At 62.0% G+C, this 26924-nt stretch carries 21 protein-coding genes; 13 read left to right on the top strand and 8 right to left on the bottom strand.

Annotation, left to right across the window (positions count from 1 at the left end; translation table 11 throughout):
* The first annotated feature begins 301 nt into the window (after window positions 1-301).
* The 4 genes from GY725_21675 to xth all read left to right on the top strand — a co-directional run bounded on the left by GY725_21675 (window position 302) and on the right by xth (window position 8256).
* Entirely contained in the window at window positions 302-3775 is a 3474-nt protein-coding gene (locus GY725_21675) for a S8 family serine peptidase (GenBank protein MCP4006799.1), read from the top strand.
* A 40-nt stretch (window positions 3776-3815) separates the two neighbouring features.
* On the top strand, window positions 3816-4619 hold the full coding sequence (locus tag GY725_21670) for an enoyl-CoA hydratase (GenBank protein ID MCP4006798.1): 804 nt from the start codon (window positions 3816-3818) through the stop codon (window positions 4617-4619).
* 102 nt (window positions 4620-4721) lie between these two features.
* A complete protein-coding gene (locus GY725_21665; protein MCP4006797.1) occupies window positions 4722-7454 on the top strand; it encodes a CHASE2 domain-containing protein in 2733 nt (910 codons plus the stop codon).
* A 28-nt stretch (window positions 7455-7482) separates the two neighbouring features.
* On the top strand, window positions 7483-8256 hold the full coding sequence (xth, locus tag GY725_21660; protein MCP4006796.1) for an exodeoxyribonuclease III: 774 nt from the start codon (window positions 7483-7485) through the stop codon (window positions 8254-8256).
* 5 nt (window positions 8257-8261) lie between these two features.
* Here the strand turns inward: xth and GY725_21655 are convergent, their stop codons facing one another.
* The gene (locus GY725_21655) at window positions 8262-9632 is read right to left on the bottom strand and encodes an MFS transporter (protein MCP4006795.1); all 1371 of its coding nucleotides are present in this window, start codon (window positions 9630-9632) and stop codon (window positions 8262-8264) included.
* Between the two features lie 160 nt (window positions 9633-9792).
* Here GY725_21655 and GY725_21650 point away from each other — a divergent pair, with 160 nt between their 5' ends.
* Together GY725_21650 and GY725_21645 are read left to right on the top strand one after the other, a co-directional pair.
* A complete protein-coding gene (locus GY725_21650) occupies window positions 9793-10116 on the top strand; it encodes a hypothetical protein (GenBank protein ID MCP4006794.1) in 324 nt (107 codons plus the stop codon).
* A gap of 36 nt (window positions 10117-10152) precedes the next feature.
* Window positions 10153-10521: a hypothetical protein gene (locus GY725_21645; protein ID MCP4006793.1), complete on the top strand. Its 369-nt coding sequence runs from the start codon at window positions 10153-10155 to the stop codon at window positions 10519-10521.
* Window positions 10522-10535: 14 nt separating this feature from the next.
* Here GY725_21645 and GY725_21640 read toward each other — a convergent pair whose 3' ends face one another.
* Window positions 10536-11126, bottom strand: coding sequence for a TetR/AcrR family transcriptional regulator (locus GY725_21640; GenBank protein MCP4006792.1), 591 nt, complete (start codon window positions 11124-11126; stop codon window positions 10536-10538).
* A 59-nt stretch (window positions 11127-11185) separates the two neighbouring features.
* Here GY725_21640 and GY725_21635 point away from each other — a divergent pair, with 59 nt between their 5' ends.
* A complete protein-coding gene (locus GY725_21635) occupies window positions 11186-11662 on the top strand; it encodes a DUF1330 domain-containing protein (GenBank protein ID MCP4006791.1) in 477 nt (158 codons plus the stop codon).
* Window position 11663: 1 nt separating this feature from the next.
* On the opposite strand, the gene GY725_21630 is transcribed toward GY725_21635, so the two are convergent.
* On the bottom strand, window positions 11664-13466 hold the full coding sequence (locus GY725_21630; GenBank protein MCP4006790.1) for an MFS transporter: 1803 nt from the start codon (window positions 13464-13466) through the stop codon (window positions 11664-11666).
* Between the two features lie 489 nt (window positions 13467-13955).
* Window positions 13956-14471 (bottom strand): hypothetical protein, encoded by a 516-nt coding sequence (locus tag GY725_21625; protein MCP4006789.1) that lies wholly within the window; start codon window positions 14469-14471, stop codon window positions 13956-13958.
* 115 nt (window positions 14472-14586) lie between these two features.
* Between GY725_21625 and GY725_21620 the strand changes: the two genes are divergently transcribed.
* The 4 genes from GY725_21620 to GY725_21605 all read left to right on the top strand — a co-directional run bounded on the left by GY725_21620 (window position 14587) and on the right by GY725_21605 (window position 17700).
* Window positions 14587-15066 (top strand): NUDIX domain-containing protein, encoded by a 480-nt coding sequence (locus GY725_21620; GenBank protein ID MCP4006788.1) that lies wholly within the window; start codon window positions 14587-14589, stop codon window positions 15064-15066.
* Between the two features lie 116 nt (window positions 15067-15182).
* Window positions 15183-15887, top strand: coding sequence for a crotonase/enoyl-CoA hydratase family protein (locus GY725_21615; protein ID MCP4006787.1), 705 nt, complete (start codon window positions 15183-15185; stop codon window positions 15885-15887).
* A 35-nt stretch (window positions 15888-15922) separates the two neighbouring features.
* Window positions 15923-16873 carry a nitronate monooxygenase gene (locus tag GY725_21610; protein ID MCP4006786.1) on the top strand — a complete coding sequence of 317 codons (951 nt, stop codon included), beginning with the start codon at window positions 15923-15925 and terminating at the stop codon, window positions 16871-16873.
* A gap of 41 nt (window positions 16874-16914) precedes the next feature.
* Window positions 16915-17700 (top strand): hypothetical protein, encoded by a 786-nt coding sequence (locus GY725_21605; GenBank protein ID MCP4006785.1) that lies wholly within the window; start codon window positions 16915-16917, stop codon window positions 17698-17700.
* Between the two features lie 45 nt (window positions 17701-17745).
* Here the strand turns inward: GY725_21605 and GY725_21600 are convergent, their stop codons facing one another.
* The 3 genes from GY725_21600 to GY725_21590 form a co-directional block, all read right to left on the bottom strand.
* Window positions 17746-18387 carry a class I SAM-dependent methyltransferase gene (locus GY725_21600; GenBank protein ID MCP4006784.1) on the bottom strand — a complete coding sequence of 214 codons (642 nt, stop codon included), beginning with the start codon at window positions 18385-18387 and terminating at the stop codon, window positions 17746-17748.
* 104 nt (window positions 18388-18491) lie between these two features.
* Complete coding sequence (locus GY725_21595; protein MCP4006783.1) at window positions 18492-20648, bottom strand: hypothetical protein; 2157 nt, start codon at window positions 20646-20648, stop codon at window positions 18492-18494.
* A complete protein-coding gene (locus GY725_21590) occupies window positions 20645-22456 on the bottom strand; it encodes a tetratricopeptide repeat protein (protein ID MCP4006782.1) in 1812 nt (603 codons plus the stop codon). Before GY725_21590 ends, GY725_21595 begins: the two co-directional genes overlap by 4 nt.
* A 119-nt stretch (window positions 22457-22575) precedes the next feature.
* On the opposite strand from GY725_21590, the gene GY725_21585 reads away from it, so the two are divergent.
* Window positions 22576-23925: a beta-glucosidase gene (locus tag GY725_21585; protein ID MCP4006781.1), complete on the top strand. Its 1350-nt coding sequence runs from the start codon at window positions 22576-22578 to the stop codon at window positions 23923-23925.
* A gap of 272 nt (window positions 23926-24197) precedes the next feature.
* Here GY725_21585 and GY725_21580 read toward each other — a convergent pair whose 3' ends face one another.
* The gene (locus GY725_21580; protein ID MCP4006780.1) at window positions 24198-25937 is read right to left on the bottom strand and encodes an MBL fold metallo-hydrolase; all 1740 of its coding nucleotides are present in this window, start codon (window positions 25935-25937) and stop codon (window positions 24198-24200) included.
* 71 nt (window positions 25938-26008) lie between these two features.
* Here GY725_21580 and GY725_21575 point away from each other — a divergent pair, with 71 nt between their 5' ends.
* On the top strand, window positions 26009-26632 hold the full coding sequence (locus tag GY725_21575; protein ID MCP4006779.1) for a TetR family transcriptional regulator: 624 nt from the start codon (window positions 26009-26011) through the stop codon (window positions 26630-26632).
* Window positions 26633-26924: the final 292 nt, after the last annotated feature.

Below are 26924 nucleotides of genomic sequence, written 5' to 3'. Positions count from 1 at the left end.
ATCACAGCAAGAAGCCGGCAATTTCTCGATATCTCGGTTCTGGGAGAGGTGTTATGAATACAACCCATGTCCTGATGGCGATCTTCATCGGTCTCGGACTGCTGACGACCGCACTCACTTTCCAGTAGATCGCGAATCCGCACCGGGGGGGCGGATTCCAACCTGGTTGTTCTAGCCCGCATTTCTCGCCGCGGTGCGAATGCGGTGGAACATCTCCGCACTCTCGCAAGAGAAATCGCGGCCCGGCTCAGGAACTTCCCTGGGAACGACGGTCTCACCTGAGATATCATGAGACGCCTCGATGCAAGGCATCTCTTCCGGCCATCTTCGATCGCTAATCTGCCCAGCCCTCACCCTGCTCTGCGTTGTGGGCTGGACAGGTCCTGCAGCCTCCCAGGAGACGGATTCGCCGGCAGACATCAGGGTAGTCATCGTCAAGTTCCACAACGAGGGTGAGCACGCAGTCACCGCCTGTGCCGAGACCCTGAACCGCTCGCGAAGCCCCTTTCGAGCTTTCACGAGCGACGATTCCGATTCAATCGATCGCCTGCACCACCGACTGAAGCCGCGCAAGATCCGCGCCCTCTTCCGTCGCCCCGACGGCCGCCCTTTCTCGGTACAACGAAACCTACTGCGCAGTCGTCTCGCCACGCGAGCGCGCGTTGCAACGGTGCCCGATCTCTCGGCCATCTACGCGATCGAATTCCCGGATGCCGCACGCGCCGAAGCGGCTCTTGCTTCGTATCGAAAGGATCCTCACGTCGAGTACGCACAGCCCAACTACCGAGTCAGCGCGAACTACGAACCCGACGACCCGTACCGTTTTTCCAGCAACTCCTGGGGCCAGGGATATGAAGATCTCTGGGGACTCACGCTCATCAGCGCTCACGCGGCCTGGCAAGAAAGCCTGGGCGAAGACATCGTCGTCGCCGTCGTCGACACTGGCGTCAACTACGACCACCCCGATCTGCAAGAAAACATGTGGTTGAATCCCGGCGAGGATCTCGACCGCGACGGAGTGGTCGATCCCGAAGACCTCAACGGCATAGACGACGACGGCAATGGTTTCGCCGACGACCTGTACGGTTTTGATTTCCACAACTCGAGCGCGGGTTGCCAGGCTGACGATGGCTTCGATCCCAACGTGCGCTGCGATAGCGATCCGTTCGACGATCACGGGCATGGCACGCATGTTTCGGGAACCGTGGCAGCTGTCGGGAATAACGGCATCGGAGTGATTGGCGTCGCTCCGGGCGCAAAGATCATGGCGATCAAAGGCCTGGGCGCGGGGGGATCGGGTACCATCGAGGCCCTCGCACGGGGCATCGTATACGCTGCAGAAAACGGCGCACTCGTGATCAATAACAGTTGGTCTTGCGGCTCCCGCTGCCCGAGCAACCCGCTTGCGGAAGACGCGGTGCGAACCGCGACGGCACTGGGTGTCACATTGGTGTTCTCCGCCGGAAATCGCCGCGACGATCCCGTCTTCTTCAGTCCTCAGAATCTTCGCGAGACGCTCGTCGTATCGGCGTCGACTCAGGACGACGTCCCCACTTCGTTCACGAATCGCGGACTGCTGGTCGACGTGGCAGCACCGGGCGGCGGACTCGACCGGGCCCCTCCGGGCTTCGCTCCTACTCGCAACATCCTGTCGTTGAACGCATCCAACTCGAGTTTCAATACACCGGTGGGACCCGCGAATCGCTACCTGCGCCTGGCGGGAACCTCGATGTCCGCACCCCACGTGGCCGGACTCGCCGCGTTGATTCGCTCGCATCATCCAGAGTTCACTCGAGAGCAGGTACGGCGGGTCATTCGCGACAGTGCAGACGACCTCGGTGAACCGGGTCACGATCCGTTCTTCGGCGCGGGTCGCATCAACGCCTCCCGGGCCCTGACGATGGATTCGCCCAGCGAGGTGTTCGGCGCAATCGACCTGCCTCGACTCGGAAATCCGCTGGACCCGATCGAGATCCGAGGAAGTGCAGAAGGGCGCGACCTGGTGAGCTACGCGCTCTCGTACGGCGCCGGATTGGCGCCCGATCATTTCTTCCCGATCGGATCCGCTTCGCCCGAACCGATCCGTGACGGCGTACTGGCCATCTGGGACGCGAGTGAACTCCCACCCGGCCCCTATACAGTGCGCCTCTCGCTCGAATCCAGCGACGGCGAGGAGTTCTACGAGTTCGACCTCATCAGCCTGGACAGCAATCTGCCCAGCATGATCTCGTCTCCGGGAGCGGCTGCGTTACAGCCGGCGATCTCAGGCTCGCTGGTCGTCTGGCGCTCGGCACGCAGTACTGGCGAAGAGGACCAGGAACAGAAACTGTTCGTCACCGACCTCGACGATGGCGTCGAATACCCGGTTTCGGCGTCACCCGAGCGGGAGCACTCGGCCTCGATCGACGGCCTTCGGATTGCGTGGCTGGAAGGCAAGGCCGCATCGGGTGGAGAGATCCGAACCTGCCTCTTCGACCGCAGCCCTTCGGGCTGTTCCGCGCGCAACGTCGCTCCGTTCCAGATCACATTCGGCACACCGTTCGTCACAAACAACACTGTTCTGTGGACAAACTACGATCCACCGGGCTATCCGCAGATTTTCAGCTGTGCTCTGAGACCCGGAAGAGCCTGCACCGGCCCGCCGCTCGCACCTTTCGACTCGCTCCAGTTCCAGCCTCGACGGTATGGCAAGCGTCTGATCTGGAACGACTCGCGCTTCGCACCGCTCGCGATCGACATCTACACCTGTGAACCCGATTCCCCCGAAGGCTGCGTGCCGCGACGTATCGCTGCCGATAGTGACTCCGCTGGCTTCCCGCTGCTTTCGAGCCGGCCGAAACCTTTACTCGCCTACAAGCAGTTCCGCCCCCCCGAGTTGCGAATCTGCGAAGTCGATTTCGAAAACGCGATCTGCCAGCCGATGCTCATCTCGCAACTGGACCGCAACGACACGCACCCGGACCCTTTCCACGACATCTCCGGCAACACCGTGGTCTGGAATGACAGCCAGGGGGGAGCCGCAACCGATCTGTTCTTCTGTGAATACGAAGCCCGCAACGGAACGTGTCCCGTCCAGCGCCTGACGGCGAGCTTCGACGATCAGAGCCATGCGCGCATCGAAGGCAAGCGGGTGGTCTGGCAGGATTCCCGCGAGGGCATTCCGCGCATCGCCGTCTTCGATCTACCGAGCCTGGAGCCTTTGCGCGACCGGACCGCGAACTCCGCTGAACTCCTGCGAGTGCGCGTGACAGGCCACCCGGGAAGCCTGAAATCCATTGCCCTGAGCGCCACCCAGATCGACGCTGAACCGCTATCGGCCCTGGGTGCGAAGTTCGAAGACTTCGGTAATGGCACGGGAACTTTTTCCTGGGTACCGAACAGGACACAGGCGGGACGTCACGAAATCAGCTTCACGGGCGAGACGCCGGGCAAGCTGAAGAGCCGAGCGACGATTTCCATCGAAGTAGTTCCGGTCAATCACCCGCCGAGAGCACGCGTTCCCCGCTGGCGCATGGCTCGTGTCGGAAAGAGCGTCCACTTGAACGGTTGTCATAGCTTCGATCGCGACGGCGACGAACTGAGTTTCAGCTGGAGGGATCGACGGGGTCGAATCCTGGGAAGCGGGTGTCGGTTGACCCACACGCAAGATCGGCCGGGACTCGAGCGTCTGTGGCTGATCGTCAGCGATGGCCAATCCCACGACACCGCTCAGATGCGTATCTTGTGGCGCAGACATCGGCGGATTGCGCAGCGATCCGCCGCGCCGTTGTATTGATGACTGCGCCGGTCCGAGACTGGCGCACTCCGGAGGGGCCATGGGTTACGTAACGATCGAAAAACCGAAGCCACACGTGAGCGTGATCCGACTCAACCGACCCGACCGACTCAATCCGCTTTCGTTCGACACGGTCGCGCCCCTTTACGAGGCGATCGAAGAAGTCGGCAACGACAACGATTGCTGGGTGGCCGTCCTGACAGGCACCGGACGCGGCTTCTGCTCGGGTCTGGATCTAGAAGACCACGGAGTCCCTCCGAACATCGAAGGCCTCAAGCTCTCGCGTATCGCGATCAGCGCCATGGAATACATGTCCAATCTCGTCCCGGCCCTGCGCAAGATGCAGCAACCCGTGATCGCCGCGATCAACGGCCCCGCGTACGGCGGGGGAATGTGCCTGTGTCTGGGTGCGGATATCAGACTTGCTGCGCGCTCCGCAGTTTTTCGCAACGCGGCCATCAACAACGGACTGAGCGGAACGGAACTCGGCATCAGTTTCCTGCTGCCCCGCGCGATCGGCGCCTCGCGCGCCTGGGAGATCATTCTGAGCGGGCGCGAGGTCGGCGCCGACGAGGCCGAGCGAATTGGCCTGGTTTCCCGCACGGTCGATGATGAGCGACTGATGAGCGAGGCTCTCAGCCTGGCGGAAGGGATCTGCGACTTCAGCTCACACGGCGTTTTTGAGACCAAGAAAGTGCTGTGGTCGAACCTGGAAGGCGGCAGCCTCGCACAGGCCATCGACCTGGAGAACCGCAACCAGTTGCTGGTGCGCCTGACGACGAACAACCTCGACGAGGCCATTCGCGCGCGCAAAGAAAAGCGCAAACCGCTCTACGAGGACTGACGTAGCGACAGACCCGCCCAGGCTCGCCAGAATTGCGAGAACTCGAACGAAATCAGGCAGGCGGATCTCACGCTCGATGATCTTCCTCCCGATCCGTAGAGCATGGATTCGCGCTCCCTTTCGGTGCATGCGGTGGCCGCGCTGGGCACGGCGCTTTTGGCGCTCTGCTTGCTCATCTGGACCCCGCTATCGTCGTTCGAGAATCAGGCTCTCGATGCGCTACTGCGGACCGGGTCGAACTGGCCCCCGACTCATCCCGCCGAAATCCCCGACGCCGTGGTCGCAGCCCTGGACACCCGCAGCTTGAACGCCTTCGACGACTGGCCCTGGCCTCGCAACCGATACGCGCGATTGATCGAAGTGTTGGAAGCCGCCGAGGTCCGCGCGATCACCTTCGACATCGACTTCTCGACGCCGCGCGATCCGAAACTCGACGCGGAGTTTGGCACCGCGATCGTGCGCTCAGGCAAGGTGGTACTGGGCGCGTTTCGCGACATCCAGGAACTTCCCGGAACCGGCCGTATCGAAATGATCCATCGCCCGGTCCAGGTCATCGCCCAGGGTGCAACCGTGGGCAGTGGCATGGTGCCCTTTGATCCCGATGGAACGGTACGCATGGCGCGACCGGTCGCACAGATCGGCGAGAAATGGTTGCCCTCCCTGGCGTTGACCACCCTGGAAGTCATTCTGGGCCAATCCGATCCGCTGAGCCTGCAGCCCATTCGCGTCGTGGACTTCCGACGCAGTCGACCCGAGATTCCGGTTTTCTCGATCGTCGATCTGCTGGCCGGAGACGTCCCTGCCCGCGAACTCGCCGGACGGGTCGTTTTTGTCGGAGCGACCGCACCGGTCCTTCAAGATCTCTGGAAGACACCCGTTCACGCGCGAATTCCCGGGGTGATGATCCACGCGATCGAGTATCGCAACTACGCCGCGGATCGGGCCGGTCAGCGCCCGCTCTCGCGCGCGGGACTCGGCCTGCGGTTCACCCTGGCGTTACTGTTCTCGGCGCTGATGCGCTGGCTTGGATCGGGCACACATTTTCGACGCGTACTTGCAGGTGCGGCGCTATGCGCGTTGACTCCGGTCGCGTCGCTTGGCTTGCTTGTGATGGGCAGTGTGCTCGTTGAACCGATCTCCGCCCTTCTGGTCGTCATCCTGCATTACGTCTGGGGGATCGAGCGTTTGAGAATCCGCTTCCTGGAGCGGATTCAGGCTCGCGATCAGTCACTTGGCGCACTCGTGAACATCGGCAAGATCGCCTCATCAAGCGACAACTCCAGGAACGTGATGGCACTCGAACTACTGGGCAAAGTCACGTCCGCGAACTGGCTGGTGCTATTGCCGGCGCGCGTGAAGGGAGGATTCGAGCCGGATCCCCCTGGCTGGGCGCGTTCCGGCGCCCCACCGAACCCAGACCTGGGCACAGCACGGGACTCCATCACAGCGGGTGCGATGCAGACTGCATTTTCAGCGAACGGCGCAGAGCAGGAACTCTATGTGCCACTCGAAACCGATGTTCAGCAGATCGGCGTGCTCGTCGCCGGTTATCCTCGAATTTCCCTCCCGGACCAATCCGAGATTGACACGATCGAAGCCGTCGCGGCCTTGATCGCACTTGCGGGCACGACCGATCACTTGATCCGCGACCTGCGCGAGGCAACTGACATCGCGGTGGCCGCGAACAACGCCAAGACCGAGTTCCTCGCAAACTTGAGTCACGAGATCCGCACGCCACTCAATGCCGTGCTTGGGTACACCGATCTGCTCTGCGATCCGAAGATCGGCGCGGAACAACGATCTCAGATGAGCGAGGCGATGCGTCTGAATGGCGAACACGTCGTGGCGCTGGTGAACGACATCCTCGATCTGTCCCGAATCGAGACAGGCGATCTCGCTTTGAAGAGGAAACGGATCTGTCCGGTTGCCCTTGGCGAAGAGATCGTACGGATGCTCTCCGAACAAGCGCAAGAGAAAGGCATCCGACTCGAGTTCGAGTGTTCGCCTCGTGTACCGGCGAGTATCGAAACCGATCCGGTCCGCTTGAGCCAGGTGCTGGTCAACCTGATCGGCAATGGAATCAAGTTCACCGACGCGGGTTTCGTGAAATTGCGAGTGGGTCGCGACGATGGCAGCGATCTTGAACGAGGCTTGCTGCAATTCGATGTACTCGATAGCGGAATCGGCATGGAACCCGACGCTCAAGCGAGAGTCTTCGAAGCCTTCTTCCAGGCCGATGGCTCTTCGACGCGCCAACGCGGCGGCACGGGACTGGGTCTTGCGATCTCACGACGTCTGGCATCGTTACTGGGCGGAAGTATCGAGATCAGCAGTGAACCGGGCCGAGGTAGCGTATTCCGCCTGAGCGTGGGCGTGGGCGTGGGTCCGATTGGGGAACACGCGACGCCAGCCAGATCCAGCAAGTCCAAGGAACTGCCCGAAGGGCTTTGCGGCCGCGTGCTGGTCGCCGAAGATGGCCTTGATAACCAACGCATCATCGAGATGTTCCTGAGCAAAGCCGGACTCGACGTGACGATTGCCGAAAACGGACAACTCGCGTGTGAGTTCGCCGCACAGGCCGAAGAAGCCGGGGAACCGTTCGACATGGTGTTCATGGACATCGCCATGCCGATACTCGATGGCCACGGAGCGACGCGTCGGCTGCGAGAGAACGGCTTCACGGCTCCAATCGTCGCACTCACCGCACATGCCCAGCCCGAAGATCGCGAAGCCGCCCTTACGGCGGGTTGTGACGAGTACATGACCAAACCGGTAAAGCGCCGGCAATTGGTCGAAATGGCGGCTTGTCTGCTCGAGAGCCGCAAGACCGGATAAGCACCGGCAGGCTGCTAGAATCGGCGCCATGCGCATCGCCACATGGAACGTCAACGGACTTCGCGCGCGACTCGACTTCGTGCTGCACTGGCTCCGCTCTCGCCAGCCCGATCTCGTAGGGCTGCAGGAACTCAAGCTGACCGACGAGAACTTCCCGCATCGGGAGTTCGAAGCCGCTGGGTACCAGACCGTATGCCACGGACAGAAGAGCTGGAACGGTGTTGCAATCCTCAGCCGTAAACCAATCGAAGCCGTACAGCGCGGGTTGCCCGGACAGGAAGACTTCGGAAGTCGCTTGATCAGTGTCGACGTCGACGACCTGCGCTTCACCACCCTCTACCTGCCAAACGGCAAACACACCGAACACGAAGACTTCCCGCGCAAACTCGCCTGGATGGAGACGCTGGCCGAACACATCCGCGAAGCTCACGATCCAGAGCGCCCCGAGGTCTTGTGCGGTGACTTCAACGTGTGCCCGGAAGCAATCGACAGCCACGACGATCGCGCCGGACCCGAGGACATCTTCCACACGCCCGCCGAACGAGAACGCTTTCAGAAACTACTGGACTGGGGATTCGTCGATCTGTTCCGCAAGAAGTTTCCTCACGAGAAACTGTATTCCTGGTGGGACTACCGCGGCGGTGCGTTCCACCGCGGCCTGGGTCTGCGCATCGATTTCCTGCTCGGCACACGACCCGTCGTCGAGCGCCTGCAATCAGTGGAGATCGATCGCGACTATCGCAAGAAGCAGGACGGTCTGACCGCCTCGGACCACGCACCCGTAATCGCAGACCTGGCCTGAAAGACTCAGATGGACTGCGGCCGGTCCTTTTTCATGAAGGTCGCGGCGAAAAGCGCGAGTAGAGCCATGACTCCTCCCGCGAGGAAGGCTGGCTGATATCCCGCCCCCCCGGCGTACAGGCCTGCGAGCAAAGCGATCCCGAAGGCGGTCACAACTTGATTGATCAGGCGATTGGCTGCAGTGGCCACTCCCAGATGCTCCGGCGGAACTGCTCCAGCGACCGCCGCATTCAGCGAAGGGCCGCAGAGTCCCTGACCGAGTCCCTGGAGAACCAGCCCCGCGCCCACGACCGCGATCCACTCCGACGAAGCGCCCGTCGCGAGTACGGCCATCGAAATCATGATCGTCGCGGTTCCGATCATCGAAGCCCAGCGGTCTCCGACACGCGTTCCGAGAACCCCTCCCAGAGGAGAGGCCAGGGTCAGGGTGAGAGTGCGCAGAATCATGAAGAGCGAAGCAGAAGCGACGTTCAGTCCAAACACGTTTTGCAACAGAAATGGGGCGAGCACGAAAGCCCCCATATAGGCGCCACCCTGCAGCGCACCCGAGAGGATGGGTGCAGTGAAGTTGCGCAACGAAAAGAACTGCAGGGGCAGCAGTGGATCCTCCGTCTTCTTCTCGACGCGCACGAACCCGACCAGGAAGACGAAACTGAGCGCGACCGCGCCCCAGACCCATCGAGAGCTCAAGCCCAGCTCACCGACCTGACCGAGCGCGAACATCAAGAAACCCGCACTCACAGCCAGAAGCGCGGAACCCAGAGCATCAAATCGAACTTTCTGTCGCACAGTCTCGATGAGTACGAACCAGGCGAGAGCCAATGCGAGTATCGAGAACACACCCTGAACGATGAAGAGCATGCGCCAGCCCATGTACTGGACCATTGGGCCTCCCGCGATCAGACCCAGAGCCGGTGCACCCGCGCCCATCATCGACCACCAACCCATGGCGCGCGTGCGTTCCTCCGGGCTGTACGCGCTGAAGATCAATGCCATGGAACTCGGACCCGAGGCCGCGCCGACGACGGAAGCCGCCACACGCAGACCAATCAGAGAGTAGGCATCCCAGGCGGCAGCAGTCACGAACGAAAGCAGAGTCGCAGCCGCCGACCCGGCCAGAAAGATGCGGCGATGTCCGTACATATCGCCGAACTTACCGAGCACCGGTAGCGCGACAGCCGAGAACAAGATCGGTGCGGTCACGACCCAGGCCAGGGTCGTCTCCTTGGATCCGAGTTCTGCAGCGATGTTCTTCAACGAGACCGCCAACACGGTAAAGGTGAAATTCGTCGCGAACATTCCGGCGAGTCCAGCAAACAGGATCCAACGCTGGTGAACCCCGCGAGCCTTCAGATCCGCGATCCAGCGGTCGCGCACGCGCCACGCTCGACCGGGGCGATTGCCGCGATGCAGGGGGGGCCCTTTGGGTGAGACAGGGGAAGTCTCGGTGGGAGGCAGGGTGTTCGGCACGGTCCTTCAGGTAGCAGACGCGACACCCGGACGGCTACTATAGGCATCAGAAGACGGAGGAGTGGCCATGAGCGCATCCGATAAACCCAGCCTGGAAATGCTCGCGAAGACGCGGGACGAAATGCTCGCCGCACTCGAATCCGGTGAGGGCGAGAAGATGGAGGGGCTGACACTGGAACGCCTGCGGGACGCAATGTTCCGGCCCAAGGCACTCGAAACGATGCAGGAAATGCTCGAATCCGGTCCCGGTTCGGCGCAGGTCGGCGCGCCCGCACCCGACTTCGAACTGTCTTATCTGCCGGGGTACGGCGCCCAGGACGACGCGAGCGTCGCGCTCTCTCAACACTTCGGGAAACGACCCGTCGGGTTGATCTTCGGCAGCTACACCTGACCGCCATTTCGGGCCCAGGCTGGGTCCCTCAACGAGATCTACCAGCGCTACCGCGAGCAGGTCGACTTCTACGTCGTGTACATCAAGGAAATCCATCCGACCGATGGCTGGCAGGTGGCCGAAAACGAGGAAGACACGGTGCTCGTACGACAGCACCAGTCGATGGATGAACGCATCGAAGTCGGACAGTCGTGCATGCTCAAGCTGGCGCTCGAGATGCCCGCACTGATCGACGAAATGGACAACGCGGTCACTAGCGCCTACGCCGCCTTGCCCGAGCGTCTCTACTTGATCGGACGCGACGGTCGCGTGGCCTACCAGGGAGGCATGGGGCCCATGTTCTTCCGCCCGGCCGAATGGGAAGACGCGATCCGAAACTACCTGTCCGCTGAGCAGGAGCGCTGAGCAGGAGCGCTGATTCAGACGAGAATTGCGCTGGCGAGAGTTCGCCTCAACGTCTTGCCTGTCTTCGCTGCACCCCAGTCGCGATCGACCGCGAGCGCCTCCCAGGCCGGCAGGGATGCCCCCGCCCAGAGAAAGTCCGCAGCCCGCGGTGCGGTCCATTCCTTCGCGAGAGCGGCGTCGCGCTTGAGGCGACGGGTCAGGAGCGAGAAACCGTAGTGCAACTCGTCCATGCGATCATTCCACGCCCTTCCCGCCTCCGGATCCTGCTGGCGCGCCGCTATCAGTTGCCGAGCGACCGGGTAGATCACGGGAACGAAGGAAAACCAGACACGCAGGAAGGCATCCAGGCGTTCCACCGGGCCTTCCGTGACGAGCGCGCCGCGAAAACGCGCGTGGATGTCTTCGAGTTCATCGGCTCGACGCACGAGCGCGATCAGCAGCCCGCCCCGGGTCTTGAAGTGGACATAGATGGACTGGCGCGTCATCCCCACTTCCCCGGCAATTTCCGCCATGCCCACATCGAGTCCGCGCTCCACGATGAGCTTCCACGCGGCGTCGAGAATGGCTGCTCGTGTCCGAATCGTCCTGGGATGCAGGCTTGACATGCGACAAACTTAGCGTTCAGAATTGACCCACGTCAAATTGAACTCACACAGGAGACCCATTGGGAAAACCGAGTTCCAACTCTTCCATTGAATCCCGGATCGCCAACCTCATGGCTCGTTACGGGGATGGGAGCGACGGCTCCGCACCAACGGCTGATCAGTGGCGAAGCATCCTGGCCAGACCGGGCGAGCAGCCGGTCACACTGATCAACTTCCTGAAGCTGCGCAGCGTCGCCGACTACGGAGATGCTTCCGGGGCTCCCGAACCCTCAGGCAGTGGTGGCGAAGCGATGGTGCGATACGCGGCAGTGAGCGTTCCCAGCCTCGAGAATGTGGGCGGACGGTTCGTGCTCACCGCACCTTTTGAAACAACGCTGATGGGCGAGGACGAGGACTGGGACATGGTCGTCATCGGAAGCTATCCGTCTGGCGATGCCCTGCTCGCGCTCTTTGAGGACGAAGCCTACTGCGAGGCCTATGGACACCGCCGGGCGGCGGTCGCGCGCCAGCGGGTCGTAGCGATCGCAGGCCAGTAGTTCAGACCTGCTCCGCAGAAGCTTCAAGGGCGGCCAGATGTGCATCCACCGCCTCTTTGGGAGGCGGCGATGTGAGTAGGTTGCGCGCAGGACGCAGGCGCACCAGATGAAATAGCAGTCCTGCGAGCGCAGCTCCTCCCAGAACCACACCGCTGGTGATCCCGAACTTCTGCACATCATCGAGATCGGTACCGACACCGAGTACGGATTGCGCTGCTCCGCCGAGCAATACGGCGGACGCCCCTCCCCACGCGACCGACTTGAGCACGACGCTGCGCAGAACCGGTGTCGCCCCTTCCGCACCTAAGCGCTTGAGTTCGCGCGGAGTAAACGTGTCGAGCATCCAGCCCGTCTCTTCGTCGACAGTCCGCCCGTCTGGAGGCGGCAACTCGCGACTCGTCAGAGGGTCGATGGTGGTTTCACCGGCTGCGTGTTTCGCGACACCGATCTGGATGTCGCGATGAATCCGCTCCGAGATCGGGTAGCGCAACGCGAAGAAGAAGGCGATCAGCGAGAAAAACGCCGGGGCCAGAGAGAAGATCGCGCGTATGGCGAAGATCACATCGGGGGACTGCGGCTGATTCGGGACATAACCCATCATCCCTAGAAAGGCGAGTGGAAAAGCCGCACTCGGGATCACGACCAGCTTGGTCACAATCGCCCAGAACGCTCCGTACTGTGCCTCGCGTCGCTTGCCCGTGTGGAGTTCGTCGTAGTCGATCACGTCGGCCTGCATGGCGGGACCAATGAAGAAGCCCGCGCCAAACTGCATCCCCGTATAGGCGAGCAGGAGCAACACCCAGTATTCGTCTCCCGGACCCATCATGAAGAGCCCGGCCCCCCCGCTGATACCGATGCCGAAGTTGAGCAACCAGACCCGCAGCTTGCCGATCCGGCGCGCCAGCCAGATCCAGGCGGGAAGCCAGGCCGCCCCCGATACGAAGTAGGCCAACAGAAAGCGTGTAAGCCAGGCATCCGGGTCGTCGACCTGCAGCACGTACTCCGTAAAAAACGGCATTAAAGTCCCCGGAATCGCTCCCGGAATGCTACCGGCCACATAGGTCAGCAACAGGACGCGAAACGGCTGGTTCCGCATGGCGCGACGAATACCCGGAACCAGCGGATTCGATTCGCGCTGGACATAGTCCGGCCGCTCCGGGACACGCATGACCAGGACCGCGTACGAAACCACCAGGACACTGGCGAAAAACGTCGAGACCCAAAAAAAGACCCGGCGCGGAGGCAGGCCTGCGTCCAGCAGGACCCCTGGCAAGACGGTCGCGACCACGATCCCGATCAGGATGAAACCCGCCCGGATACCGAACAAACTCGTGCGTTCGTGGTAGTCCGGAGTGAGTTCCGCACCCAGAGCGTAATGCGGCAGATCGTAGATCGTGTGAAAGATGAAGTAGAGCACGAAGAACACCGCGAACCAGAGTGCTGCCTGTCCGGTTTCGAGGTTCTCCGGCGGTGTAAACAAGGCCACGAGCGCCACCGCACAGAGCGGAACGCCAAGCACGATCCAGGGCTTGCGCCGACCCCAACGCGTCTTGGTTCGATCCGAGATCCAGCCCATCAGCGGATCGGTAATGGCATCGAGCGAACGCGCGAGTGCGATTCCGATCGCCAGCCAGCCCAAAGGAACCAGAACCGTGTCCGAGTAGAACTTCGGCATGTGCACGAAGATCGGAATGGCAATCGCGGCCCCGGCCGTGCTCGGCAGGCTGAAGATCAGCTTGGTCGAGAGCGAGAGTCTATGGGCGGCGCTCGGCGGAGCGGGTGCTGCGGGGGGGGATGGGGGCAAGTACGAGTTCTCCTGGTACCGGCAAAAAGGAATCTGGGCCGAAGATTGGATCTGTGTAGCCATAGGAGCTACATCGTTCTTTCCATTCTAGCCGTTCGATGAACTCAATACTCAGAAGAGAGTTCGCGGCTTGCGGACCCGGCCACCTACAGAGGAGTGTCTACTCCGAGACTCTTCGATCGGTAGAGAAACATCCGCCCCATCGGCTCCGAACGCGCCCCGGATTCAAAGTCAATCTCCAGCGATCTGATCTGTTCGCGCATGAGTTCGAGGTGCTCTTCGCTGGAACGCAAAACGGGCTGTTCGAGCCCCCAGAGAAGGAAGTACTCGGGACGGCGCCCCGCAGACGGGTTCCGGGGAAGTAGTTCATCGGCATGACGACCGTGCCCGGTTCGATCTCCGATTTGAGTAGGGGATACTCGTGCAGATCTTCCTGCATTCGGGGTAGCATCGAGAACTTCGCCCCGTTGAGCGCCAGGGCTACAACCGCTACACGCCTCCGGCGACCGAGTCGGGCAATGCGAAGAGCAAGGCGAACAAGAAGACGGCCTGCAGGCCCAGACCGGTACGAAGGCCATCCTCGGCGCTCGCCCTGGACATCTGGCGCAATCCAATTGCGATCGCCGCGACCAATAGCAGCGTGACCGCGGGCGCGATCCACGTCTCCCAAGTGCCGCAGGAAACGAGATCGCGGGCGCGCGCGAAGCCGTCAATCAGTTCAATCGGAGACAGGCGCGAGACTTTGCCGCCTTCGGTCGGTCGCAACAGGAACGCGGCCAGTAGACCCAGCGAGGGAAGCAGTGCGAGTGCGGGTAGACGGCCGAAGCGCAGCATCCGCGAGAATCGGCCCGCGGAATCTCCAGGCCAGGCTCGCGCCAGAAGCACGAAGCCCAGACCACTGACGCTGATGACGAAACTCAGCGGATGGAAGAAGTACGAAACGAGGGCGAGCCCGCGAGTCCGATGGCGTCGCGCCCACTCGCGGTTTCCGCACGCGGCAGCCACCAGGCGAGAATCAGGGGGTAGAAAACGATCCCGAGCGGAACCGGTTGCTTCCTGTTTCCGGCACCCACGGTTCGGGTTGATTGCCAGTTGCGACGCCGGCGTTAGGCTCCAGATCATGGAAGCAACAGAACGTCCAGCAGCGCGGGCGCTCATCCTTACGCCGGAGGACCGGGTGCTCATGATGAAGAACCGGTTTCCGTGGAGAGATGAGGAAATCTGGATCACCCCCGGGGGCGGAATCGAGTCGGGGGAAACGGCCCGAGAAGCAGCGGTTCGCGAAGTGCGCGAAGAAACCGGATTCGTGGTGGACGAACTGGGACCCGAGTTGTGGACCCGCGATCATCTGATCGATTTACCCAGCGGCAAGACCCTTTTACGCGAGCGCTACTTCCTCGTACAGACGGATGAGTTCGAACCGAGCTCAGACACTCTCGAGGATGGATTCGAAAAGGACTGGTTTCGGGGGTATCGCTGGTGGTCGGCAGCGCAGCTCCTGGAGACCCGCGCACAGATCGCACCCGGAAGACTCGCCCAGCTGATCTCCGAACTCTTGCGCGACGGCCCTCCGCTGAAGCCGTTTTCGATTTCTGCCTGATCGAAAGAAGAATCTGCGGATTCGCAGCGAATCCCCGATCCAGCCCGATCGCCGGACGGATATCCGACGGTTTTTCTATGCCTACTATCCGATCCGGGATCTGATAGAGTCCTCGCATGAGTGACTCTCTTCAGTACGAAAAATCAGGTGATGTCGCGATTCTTCGGATGGACGACGGCAAGGCCAATGCGATCGACCCGACGCTCATCGACGCCGTGAGCAAGGCCCTGGAGCGGGCGGAAAAGGAGGCCGGTTCGGTCCTGATCACCGGCCGCCCCAAGCGCTTTTCGGCGGGCTTCAATCTGAACGTGATGCGCGAGGGCGGCCCCGATGCAGCGCGGAAGATGGTCACAGGCGGTGCAAATCTCGCGTTGCAGATCGCGCGTCATCCCGCACCCGTGGTCATCGCCTGCAACGGTCACGCGCTGGCGATGGGAGCCGTGCTGCTCCTGGCGGCCGACGTGCGCGTCGGAACCTCCGGTGATTTCAAGATCGGCTTCAATGAGGTAGCCATCGGAATGACCACGCCGGTGTTCCTGGTCGAACTGGCCCGCGAGCGCCTCTCCAAACGCCACCTGCATCGCGCCACCGTACTGGCCGAAATCTACGGACCTGAAACGGCAGTCGACGCGGGTTTTCTCGACCGGGTACTGGCGCCGGATGAGGTGTTCGCCAGTGCACTCGAGGAAGCCCAACGACTGGCCCAACTACCACGGGGGGCATTCATCGGTACGCGCAGGCTCGTGCGCGGAGAGACACTCGACAAGATCGAAGCGAGCCTCGCCGACGATATGGCCCGCTCCTTCCCGACCGGCGCCTGAACCCCTACGATCGAACCCCCAAGAGGAACAACGACATGCCGATCCACACACCGATTTGTGACCTGCTCGGAATCGACCATCCCATCATCCTGGGCGGAATGATGGGAATCAGCGACGGGAAGCTGACCGCTGCCGTCTCGGAAGCCGGCGCCCTGGGCACGCTTTCGACCGCTACATTTGGTCCCGACGGCACGCGAAGCGAGATCGAGAAGATCCGCAAGATCACCGACAAACCCTACTCGCTCAACCTCCCGATCTTCCACCCCATGGTTCCCGAACTCGTGAAGATCGCGGCTGAATGCGGCGTGACGATCGCCACGACCTCCGCAGGTAGCCCGCAGAAGTTCACCAGCCAGCTCAAAGACGCTGGCATCATCGTGCTTCACGTGGTTTCGTCGCTGCGAAATGCAGTCAAAGCTCAGCAGGCCGGGGTCGACGCCATCGTGGTCGAAGGAATCGAGTCCGGAGGCAAGGTGGGCCGCGAAGACATCCCCGCGATCTCACTGATCCCGCTGGTGGCGAAAGAGGTGGACATCCCCATCATCGGCGCGGGCGGACTGGCGGACGGGCGCGGACTGCTGGCGGTGCTGGCGCTCGGCGCCCAGGGCGCCCAGATGGGAACTCGCTTCCTGGCCAGCAACGAATCCCCTGCTCACGACAACTGGAAGAAGGTCCTGATCAATGCGGGGGACGGGGATACCGCCGTTGCGTGTCGACAGTCCTCTCCCACACGGATGATTCAGAACTCCTTCTTCGAGGAAATGAATGCTCTCGACGCGCCTGGCAAGAGCGCCATGGACTTCATGGGGATTCAGGGCGAGGGAATGGCTCGAATTCCCGACGACGCCGACGGAAGCAAGGGCAACTACATCGCGGGTACCGGCGCGGGTCTGATCACCAGTGTGAAACCGGCGGGCGACATCGTCCGCGAGATCGTAGATGAGGCCGAAACAGAACTGGAGCGTCTCAACACAATCGTCGGCTAGGCGGGATGCCCTGCCCTGTTTCAATCCGCTAGATTGAGAGCGTGAGCGATCGGTTTGCCGGAGCAGAACGCCTGCGGGACTACTTCGATCTCCAGCTTCATTTCGCGGAGCGGATATCGGTACTGAATTCCGAGACCATCGCAGCCAGCGTGGCTCGTTTCACGAATCTGCATCGCCGATTCGGACTCGGAAGAGCCGTCACCGGTGAAGAGTCGGAAGCCTGGAGAGAATTCGCAGCTCGTCTGGCCCGAATCGAAATACACGACGAGCGCGTCGAGTGGGCGCAGGAATTCTTCGCGCACTCTTCCAAGGAACCTCCGCCGACCGACCAGCCGCGCTTTGGGTGCTTCGCCTACGAACCTCCGAATCAAGACGGGGTCGTGCGGATCCACTTCGAAAACCGCGAGGTCGGATTCGCATCCGGGCCACTGAGTTCGGGCAAGGTGGATCGGCGAACGGGCGAGCTTCAGCAGCTCTTCGCTCACCTGAGTGAGCACGCCCCGTCTGCGAAAGCCATTCGAGGCGGTTCGTGGTTGTACCATCGAGAAGCGTACAGAAGACTCTTCCCAGCGAGTTTCATCGACACGCTGAAAGAACCCGAGCGCAATCCCCGCTTCGACGGCTCGTCCAGCTGGGGGCAATTCCTCGACCATCGCGAGTGTGTCCGAGCTGATCTTGGTGCGATCTTCCTGCAGAATCTACCACGACTCGATCTAGCGAAACTATGGCGTGCGTTCCCTCTACCAGCTCTGATCGCACTGGCACCCGTTGAGGATTTCTATCGCTTCTACGGCATCGACAGAGGGAACATCGACGGGCGTTCGTGAGAACGATCGCGAGTGGCTGGAGATCCGGCCGAGTTCCGGGCAGGTCTAGCGACGCTCGGCGAAGAGCAACGGATGGCGCGCCGCCAAAGAGGAAGTACGAAATCCCTCTCCGAGCCCTCCCGCCTCAGAGACTTCGAATCCGGCCTCGCGAAAGATGCTCATGTACTCGCCGAGGCTGAAGTTGGTCCAGAACATGGTGGCCCCGAAAAAGTCGTTCTCCGTATAGGGCTGCTCGTTGACCCGACCGACCGAACCCAGGAACACTCCGCCAGGTCGCAGCCACTCGTGCATGCGCCGAACCAGTTCCACCTGTTGTTCGCGTGGCAGATGGAACAGCACATAGAACGAGCAGATTGCGTCGAATGTCGCCGGTTCCGGAGAAAAGTCCATCACATCCATGCACAGGAGCGTTGCGCGAGGAACGGCCTTCTTCGCTCGGCTGATCTGCTCGGCCGAGAAGTCGACGCCGGTCACCTGGAAGTTCTCAGAGAGAGCCTGCGCGATCGGCTGCCCGGCACCGCAGCCCAGATCCAGTACCGCCGAACCCGGAAGCAGTCTTTCAGTGAGTCTCCCGAGTTCCACAGGAGGTTCATCCTGGCGTGCCGCGGAGTAGCTCTCCGAGCAGGAGTCGTAGCCTCGTCGCACGACTTCCTTGTAGTCGGTCTCTGGATCACATGCAGGTTTCATACGGACACTTCTCCTGGTTCCCTGCTGGCTCGAAGCAACTCCCCTGTTCGAGCAAGTGGCATATTGGGAAACTAGCGTAGAGTATTCCGAGCGAGATGCTGTGGTCAGTTCCGGATCTCCATTGCCTCACATCCGGAACCCGAAGGCAGAAGGTACTCTTCACCGTCGCGGTTGCGCGATACGATGCAGAACCTGGGCGAGACCACATCGCGCCAGCCCGGCGCTAGATCGAGGCGCAGGCTGAATCCCGATGCAACATGCTCCGGAGAGCCCAGACCGCGGGCCACGTCCTGGCGCAGAACCGGGACGGCAAAGGCCCGCAGAACAGGCATGTTCGTTGTCACGCGAAGCTGGGCCTCCGGATCCGTAGCGACAAATTCCGACCAGCCGATGATCAGAGCGTACGGTTCGGGATCCTCGGCATAGACCTTCTGATAGTTCACTTCACCGCTTCCTGGATGGCGAGTAGCGACGCCAGAGGCCAGAAGTACGGGGATCTCGGGAGGGTCGAATACGTCGACCGGAACGACAGTTCCATCTGAAGCCCAGGGAGTCGGGCGCTTCTCGGAAGTCAGCTTTACATGCAGGAAGCGGTTGAACAACTGTTCGAATTCATGTTCGGGAAGCGATGGGAACCACGTTCGAAACATCGGCATGCGCGGCCGAATCAGCACATGGGCCGGCGCGGCCCATCCCCAGCCGTTCAACACCGAGCCCCACACTCCTATTCCGTCAAGCACGAGCCATCCACGCGCATGGCGCGCGGCAAACTCATCGAGATTGCGAGTAATCGGCGTCACAGGTCGTTCGAAGATCGGTTTCGCCGACTGGATCGGATTGAAGAGTGCAAAACCCGCCAGGTTGGCGAATAGCGTCACGCCGAGCAGCACCTGGCGCGTCGCCCGCGAGCCTTCGGGCATCAGGAGACCGCCGAATAGCAACGGCAGAAGCACGGCCCCCTCGGCCGGTTCATCGAGAAGCGAACCTTGTCCGAGTATGACCTCCGAACCGTACGCCGCGCCCAGAACGACGGTCGCACAGACTGCAATCCGTACTGGGGTGACTCGTAGGGGCAGTCCCAGAAGCCGCAACGCGAGTGCGAAGATCAGCAAGCCGCATGTGAACCACATCCGCGACGGAGGAACTTGATCCCAGAGCAGGATACGACCCAGCGCCGACGGAATCGGCCAGAGCATCCAGAGCGAACACAGCAGGACGGCGACAAGCAGCGGTGCGACGTCTCGCAACAGAGCTCGGATCGCGGCATCCCCAGATCGCCAGCGCGCCAGCAACCCGCGGTGATCGAGGAATAGCAGACAGAACAGCGGCAGATAGCTGCCAATGGTCGAGGCTTCGCAGATGTTGCCGTTGGCCAGGGCCCGATTTCCACTTCGCGCGAGATAGGGTAAGAGCTGACTCCACCACTGCAGCGAGGACTGACCGCCGCCGTCACTCACCCGTTCGCCCGGGAAGACCGTCGCAGCCATGGCTTGCAGGGGCTCCCATAGGTAGAGCAACACAATTGCGAGCCCGAGGGCCGTCCCCCCTGCGCACACGGCCAGATTGGCTGGCCGCAATACATCGCGCCGAAAAGCCAGAAGAAGTACGACGGCTGCAAAGGCGAGGCTGATCAGCTGCGGCGGGTAGAGATGCGCGAGCAACCACGACGCCGAAAGATAGGCGAGCCCGGTGGCCTTGACCCAGGGCGAGAGCGGCGCGCTCGCCAGAACCAGCATCCAGGGGAATCCCGCCCAAAGAGGGCCCAGGGTCGTCCACCAGGCCTGCACGCAACCGGTAAAGAAGAGCAAGAGCGCCGCCAGTGCGGCCTCGGCCTGTGACAAACCCAATACCCGAAAGAGCTGCCGAAACCCCAACAGGAACATCACGATGAAGAACGCGTGCGCAAACGAGAAGGCGTGTGCGGCGTCGAACACGAAGAATGGCCAATGGTAGGGCTTGAACACGAGCCCCCAGTCGGCCAGCGGAAGCGCGTTGTAGTTGCGCAGATCCTCGCGATAGATCGATGTACGGTTGATACGTTCGAAGTCGTTATTGACCACCGCCTGGAACTGAGGGGTCCAGATCGACCACTCATCCGCCCGAGCCTCGAGGGGTGTACCTGCGATCAACCCTGCGCCCTTTGCGCCGAACCGTTCGAGGACTACACCGTAGGACGAGGGGCTCCACGCCTGCGCGACGTACGCAGTGGCGACGAGGCAGACGACAAGAGCAAAGAGATCGGGTCGACGCCTGTGAGTCATCGATCCGAACCCGATGCCTCTCGCACGGCCTTCAAGTTGCGCTGAATGATCTCGTTCGCGGGTTCGAAGCGCAGTGCGGCTTCGAATTGGGACTCGGCACGGTACAGGTCGTTCCGTTGCCAGAAGATCAGCCCCAGATTGTTGTGAGTCTCGGCTCCTGGCCGATGCCTTACGGCCTGTTCGAGATGCCGCTGCGCGCGCGCGGGATCCCGCTTCATGAATTCCAGACCCAGATTGTTATGTGCCCCGCCGTGCGTCGGGTCGAATTCGAGTGCGCGAGAAAAGGCCGCCGCCGCCGCCTCACTCCGGCCCAGGTCCGCAAGAGCCAACGCAAGATGGAAATGTGCTTCGGGATCGCTCGGCGAGAGCCATACGTTCTTTCGGAACAACTGCTCGGCCCCGTCCGCATCTCCAGCATCGAGCTTCAAACCGCCTAGATTTTGGAGCGCAGTCCTGAACTCCGGTCGGATCTCCAGGGATCGTTCATAGTGCTGGCGCGCACCATCGAGAGCGCCGCGATCTTCCAGTGAACGCCCAAGCAGAAACTCGGCCAGGTAGTTGCGCTCCGTGACTTGCACGGTGTGCGAGAACAGGGTCACACCATCGCGCCAGAGCGCCACCTGCCCCATCGTTCGTACCGAGAGCGCGAGCAGGATCAACAACGCAACGCCCGTGGCCGTTGCACGCGCCTGCGGACGCCCCCCAAGGAGACCCCGAGTCCCCCAGACGACGAGTATGTAGATGCCGATCATCGGCAGGTACGCGTAGCGATCCGCACTCGCCTGTACGCCGACCTGAACGAAACCGATCACGGGCACGAGCATTCCCAGGTACCAGAGCCAGCCTATGAGCACATAGGGATGCGAGCGACGCATGCGAAAGGCCATCGCGGTAAACCCGACGAGCAGAACAACCGCTGCACCCGCCCATAACGCCAGGTTCGCCAGTCGATCTGGTGTAACGATCGCGGGATGTGGATAGATCACCGCCAGGCCCGTGGGCCAGGCGGCGTCTCGCAGATAGGCCACATAGCTCAGCGGGGCCTGCACCAGACTCCAGACGGGCGTGATGTCGTCCGCTAGCAAGGCAAGCGTAGCCGCTGCAGTCTGAGCGCGCAGTGTCATGCCAGCGGAGAGGAGCGATAGCGCAAACAGCGGCAACTTCTCCGCGACGAGCCTCCACCAGCCGACTCTCCCGCCCCGCTCCAACGGCCAGAAATCGAGAAGCAATAACACGCACGGCAGTGTGACGAGCATGGGCTTGGCCAGGATGCCCAGAGCCATGGCCGCAAACAGCATGCCATAGCTGCGCTTGTCACCTGTGCGTGCATAGCGGGTGTGAGCCAGCAGGCCGACCATGAACATGGCGCCACTGAGCACGTCCTTGCGTTCCGAAATCCAGGCAACGGATTCCACGTGCAGGGGATGAAGCGCAAAGATCGCGGCGACGGAGGCCGAGCACCAGCGCGCGCCACTGAGTGCATTCAACACCAGGAATAGCAGCATGGCGTTCAGCGCGTGGAGCCCCGCATTCACCAGATGATGGGGGCCCGGTCGCAACCCGAACAACTCGACATCCAGCATATGCGAGAGCGAAGTCAGCGGATGCCAGTTGCCGCCGTGTTCCGCGCCGGTGAACGCCCAGTGCACAGCCTCGGGTGTCAGACCGCGATTCACATTCGGGTTTTCGACCACGTATCCGAGATCGTCAAAGGGCAGGAAGTCGTGCCAGGCGGTCTGCCCGTAGAGCAGCAACACGGCCGCCACGAGGCCCAGGCAGATTACTCCCTCGACGCGCCGCTTCCCCATCGAGCGAGTCTACACTGCGGGGGACCCGACACCAGCGCGGGCAAAGGCCCGATGTCACACGAAACGGCGACGCCCGCTATCATCGGACCCCGAACACATCCCGAGTCCAAGGAGCCAAGATGCCGAAGATCCAGTTCCCCGAAGGTTTTCAATGGGGCACTGCCACCGCTTCCTACCAGATCGAAGGCGCCTGGAAGAGCGACGGTAAAGGCGAATCCGTCTGGGACCGCTTCGCGCACACCGAGGGCAAGATCAAAAACGGCGACACGGGCGACATCGCCTGCGATCACTACAACCGCTTCCGCGAGGATGTGGCGCTGATGAAGCAGCTCAACCTCAACAGCTACCGCTTCTCGCTGTCCTGGCCGCGCATCCAGCCGCAGGGACAGGGAGCCCCCAATCAGAAGGGCCTCGACTTCTACAGCGCCCTCGTGGATGAACTACTGGGCGCCGATATCCGACCCTTCGTCACGCTCTACCACTGGGATCTGCCCCAGGCCCTCGAGGACACCGGCGGCTGGCCCGAGCGCGATCTCGCCGAGCGCTTCTCCGACTACGCCGAGATCGTGGGGCGCGCACTCGGTGACCGCGTGAAGCACTGGATGATCTTCAACGAGCCTAAGGTCTTCACGGTCATGGGCTATCTGGTCGGCATCCACGCGCCGGGCCGCAGTAACCGCGACGACTTCCTGCGCGCAACCCACACCGTGAACCGCGCGGCCGGTCGTAGCTTCGCGGTACTGAAGTCGATCGATCCGAGTTTCGAAGTCTCGAACGCCTACAATATGTCGCCGTGCGAACCGCTGACCGACTCGCCGGCGGATGCTTCGGCGACAAAGCGCTGGGACGCCTTCGTCAATCGCTGGTTCATTCATCCGAATCTGAAAGGCGAATACCCCGACGCCTTCCCCGACGGCCTGCCGGCCGAAGCCATGGGCATTCAAGACGGCGACATGGACGAAGTAAGGGCGGACTTCGACTTCGTGGGCATCAACCTCTACAACCGCAGCCTCGTCACGCACGTCGAGGACGGCAACCTCAATGCTGCCGACGGCTCGCCCGGCGGTGGTCACGACGGGCCGCGCACGGACTTCGGCTGGGAGGTCTGGCCCGATTCGCTACACGACCAGATCATGAGCGTCACCCGCGACTACGACGCCCCGATCATCGAAGTCACCGAGAACGGATGCTCTTACGGAGACGGACCGGACGCCAATGGCATCAATGACGACCAGCGGCGCATCGAGTTCTACAAGGGTTACCTGTCCGGCGTGGCGCGGGCGATCGACGCCGGTGCCCGGGTGCGCGGCTATCACGCCTGGAGTTTTCTGGACAACTTCGAATGGGCCGAAGGCTACGAACAGCGCTTCGGCCTGGTCCATTGCGACTTCAAGACACTCGAGCGCATCCCGAAAGCCTCGGCACGCTGGTACGCAGAGGTCGCGGCAAAAAACGGGTTCGATCTCTAGAAGGGTACGGAGATCCGAAGTCGCTAGTTCGGAGGCGCGACGATCCGAATCGGTATTGCGACTGGACGTCGACGGAAGAACTCGTGTTGCGCGCCATGCCGCAGCAGGAATAGCGCACCGCATCGCAGCATCAACGCCATGGACGCGGGTTCGGATACAAGCTACCCGCTCTCCCCTGACGCATCTCCGAACAGACCCACCAAGAGAACACCGTCTGCCGACAGCCCGGCCAGACCAGGCCTCGCCTCCTGAAGGTTTCCTCCTGTCCGGAACTAGTTCTGCGACCATCCGTCGAAGAACGACAGGAAGTGATCGAAGCGATCCGCTGGACCGCTCACGACGGCTTTGCTTTGTTCGAGTGCAGCGCTCCACGAAAGACGGTTCGCCAGAATGCGTTCGAAGGTTTCGCGAGATAGCTTCACGCGAACGGCGGGTTCGGGTCCGCTCCGGGCGCGATAGTGGCCGACGCCTCGCCGTACCGTGTACCGGTGCTCTTCGCCCAGATCGGTAAAGTCGAAACCAACGGTCAGGTCGTCCTCCAGACAGCGCTTGGGGTCGAGATTGGGTCCGACCAGGCGGAAGAGCTCACGGGTGTTGAGCATCCGCATCAATTCGAGGGGCTTCGGTGCGCGCATGGCGCGCGACGTGTCGAGCTTGCCCTCCATCGCGAGGGCCTGGGTCAGCATGTAGTTGCGTTCGTTCCCACTGTCCGACGCATACGCCATGGCGCGCAGCGCGTCGGCTTTGAGTGCGACGGCCTTTCGGAGCTTCGTCTTCGTACGAATCAGATAGCCCGCGAGCTGCGCGCTCCATGGGTAGTCGCCCTCCTTGAACGCCGACTGCGCGCGTTCCAATATGCGATCGGCTCCACCGGCCAGTTCAATCATCCGTTCGGCCTCTTCTTGGGGTTCGAGGGGATTCAAGGTGGCAGCATCCCCCTGGAACCAACCGCCGAAGCGCGAGTAGACACCCTTCACGACCCAGGGCAGGCGGTGGTAGTGGTCCTGGAGCAAGGGGTGGTTTGCGAGGTGCGGGGGAAGGCGAACGGCCTGTGCCGCCTGTTCGAGACTGAGGTTCCGGTTGAGAGCGCGCATGGTCTGGTCATAGATGAACTGCGCGGCGTCTCGATATTGCGTCAGCGCATCGAGTGCCTCGGCTCTTCCCACGACCGGCGGATTGTGTCCGGCGATCAGGGTTTCGAGAGGAAGTGACATCAGCCGCTCGATTCCGTCGATGAAGCCAGTCGGAACCCGGGTGCGCTCCGCGCGCGGCGTCGAAAGAATAGGGAGCGCTCCGGCCGCAATGTCACCTGCGAAGGCGACCTTTTCGTCGGGAAGCCAGAAGAGAAGCTGGTCGCTGGTTTCGGAGGGCATCGGAATCGCCACGATGCGCACACCGGCGATCTGGAGTTCGGTTTCGCCATCGATTGCGTGGGTCGCAGGGACGTAGCGGAAGCCCAGCGAGGTCGCGCGCATGCGTCCACCGCCCGTCGGTATGCGTCCCTCCGGCCCGACTGGGAGCAACAGACCCATCTGTGCGACCGCGCGAACGACGAAGTGCGTCGCCGAAGGCCCCACACGTTCGAGCTGATACTCCTTCCAGCTCTTTTCTGCGTACACCGCAAGGTTCGGACCTGCAGCTTCGATGAACGCCGCGGCTCCCCCAACGTGATCCGCATGGCCGTGGGAGTAGACGAGGGCAACGATGGGCTTCTTGCTGACCTGCTTCTGGAAGGCCGCGATGGCTTCGGCGGCGGCATCCTTCGCCCAGCCCGCATCGATCACGATCACTCCGTCGTCCCCTTCGATGAAGGTGATGTTGGCAAAGTCGTAGGCGAAGGCGACATGCACCCGCGGCGAAACCTGGATCATGCGCGGCTCGCCGGACCGGTCGGCCAGGTGCTGGAGTTCTGGGTGAACCGAGGGCGTCACCTCTCGCTCAGGGCCGGCGGTCGCTGCACTGGTGGCAAGGGTCGCGGCCGCGAGAAGCAGGCCGACGATGAAGAATCGCATGGAGAAGCTCCTTGGGGTTGATCTCGCTGTAATACGTTTGTATTATTCACGTCGATCGGAGGATGTCAAGCATGGCCAACCGGCAAGATGACGCGACCGCCGAAAAGCTATTGGCGGCCGCGGAAGAAGCTTTCGCGCAATCGGGTATCGAGAGCGCATCGGTCCGCCAGATCAACGCGGCCGCCGGACAGCGCAACACCTCGGCCGTTCGGTACCACTTTGGAAGCAAGGAAGGACTGCTCGAAACGCTGATCGAGCGGCGCATGGGGGCGTTGGAGCGGGAGCGGGCTGCCGCACTCCTTCGTCTCGACGAGGAAACGACGGCCCCTAGTGTCGAACTTCTCGTCGAAGCGCTCGTTCGCCCCCTGGCGGAGCGCGTTTGCCGCGAGCCCTCGTGGGGTTGCTGGGTGCGGGTCTTGTCCCAATTGGTGTCGATCCGCGGCCACTCCCACCACCGCGTCTGGCAGGGAGAACACGACCGCACGAGTCAGAAAATCTTCCTCAGGCTCCGGCGCACGCTTCCCGATCTTTCGGACGCGGTGTGGCGACAGCGCGCGACCGACCTGATGACGTGGATCACTTCCTCGCTATGTGAGCGAGCCCGAATGCTCGAAGCCGGGATGAGGCCGCCACTCGGTCGCGAAGCCTTCATCGAGAATCTGATCCTGACATCGAGTCGCGCACTCGCCGCCTGACCGGAAAGCACGCTCACACGAGAACGAAGCAGCCTGAGCCTCTAGGGAACCTCTGCACATGCGGGTGCGCGGCGCTCGTAGGTGATGCCTCGTAGTTCGGGACCGCGCTCGTTGCCCGTTTCGGGCTTCGAGAGACGGATCGTCGTTGCGAGATCGATCACAAGGCGCACCTCTGCTGCGGGGGCATCAGCTGGTGGCGCACGGCATAGAGATTGGCGAGCGCGAACATAGTCTGGGCGCGGGCCAGATTCTCCGCGATCCCCCGGTAGCGCGTCTTGTCGAAGCCCCACAG

The sequence above is a fragment of the bacterium genome (genome assembly GCA_024226335.1).
Classification (GTDB): Bacteria; Myxococcota_A; UBA9160; order SZUA-336; family SZUA-336; genus JAAELY01.
The sequence above is the reverse complement of the archived record's forward strand: the minus strand, read 5'-3'. Positions and strand labels throughout refer to the sequence as shown.

Coding starts and splice junctions, on each gene's coding strand:
- GY725_21640 (MCP4006792.1), bottom strand. CDS start 11,126: ATGTCAAGCCTGCATCCCAGGACGATTCGGACACGAGCAGCCATTCTC.
- GY725_21650 (MCP4006794.1), top strand. CDS start 9,793: ATGAGCGCATCCGATAAACCCAGCCTGGAAATGCTCGCGAAGACGCGG.
- GY725_21595 (MCP4006783.1), bottom strand. CDS start 20,648: ATGACTCACAGGCGTCGACCCGATCTCTTTGCTCTTGTCGTCTGCCTC.
- GY725_21610 (MCP4006786.1), top strand. CDS start 15,923: ATGCCGATCCACACACCGATTTGTGACCTGCTCGGAATCGACCATCCC.
- GY725_21670 (MCP4006798.1), top strand. CDS start 3,816: ATGGGTTACGTAACGATCGAAAAACCGAAGCCACACGTGAGCGTGATC.
- GY725_21580 (MCP4006780.1), bottom strand. CDS start 25,937: ATGCGATTCTTCATCGTCGGCCTGCTTCTCGCGGCCGCGACCCTTGCC.
- GY725_21620 (MCP4006788.1), top strand. CDS start 14,587: ATGGAAGCAACAGAACGTCCAGCAGCGCGGGCGCTCATCCTTACGCCG.
- GY725_21600 (MCP4006784.1), bottom strand. CDS start 18,387: ATGAAACCTGCATGTGATCCAGAGACCGACTACAAGGAAGTCGTGCGA.
- GY725_21665 (MCP4006797.1), top strand. CDS start 4,722: ATGGATTCGCGCTCCCTTTCGGTGCATGCGGTGGCCGCGCTGGGCACG.
- GY725_21575 (MCP4006779.1), top strand. CDS start 26,009: ATGGCCAACCGGCAAGATGACGCGACCGCCGAAAAGCTATTGGCGGCC.
- GY725_21675 (MCP4006799.1), top strand. CDS start 302: ATGCAAGGCATCTCTTCCGGCCATCTTCGATCGCTAATCTGCCCAGCC.
- xth (MCP4006796.1), top strand. CDS start 7,483: ATGCGCATCGCCACATGGAACGTCAACGGACTTCGCGCGCGACTCGAC.
- GY725_21615 (MCP4006787.1), top strand. CDS start 15,183: ATGAGTGACTCTCTTCAGTACGAAAAATCAGGTGATGTCGCGATTCTT.
- GY725_21585 (MCP4006781.1), top strand. CDS start 22,576: ATGCCGAAGATCCAGTTCCCCGAAGGTTTTCAATGGGGCACTGCCACC.
- GY725_21590 (MCP4006782.1), bottom strand. CDS start 22,456: ATGGGGAAGCGGCGCGTCGAGGGAGTAATCTGCCTGGGCCTCGTGGCG.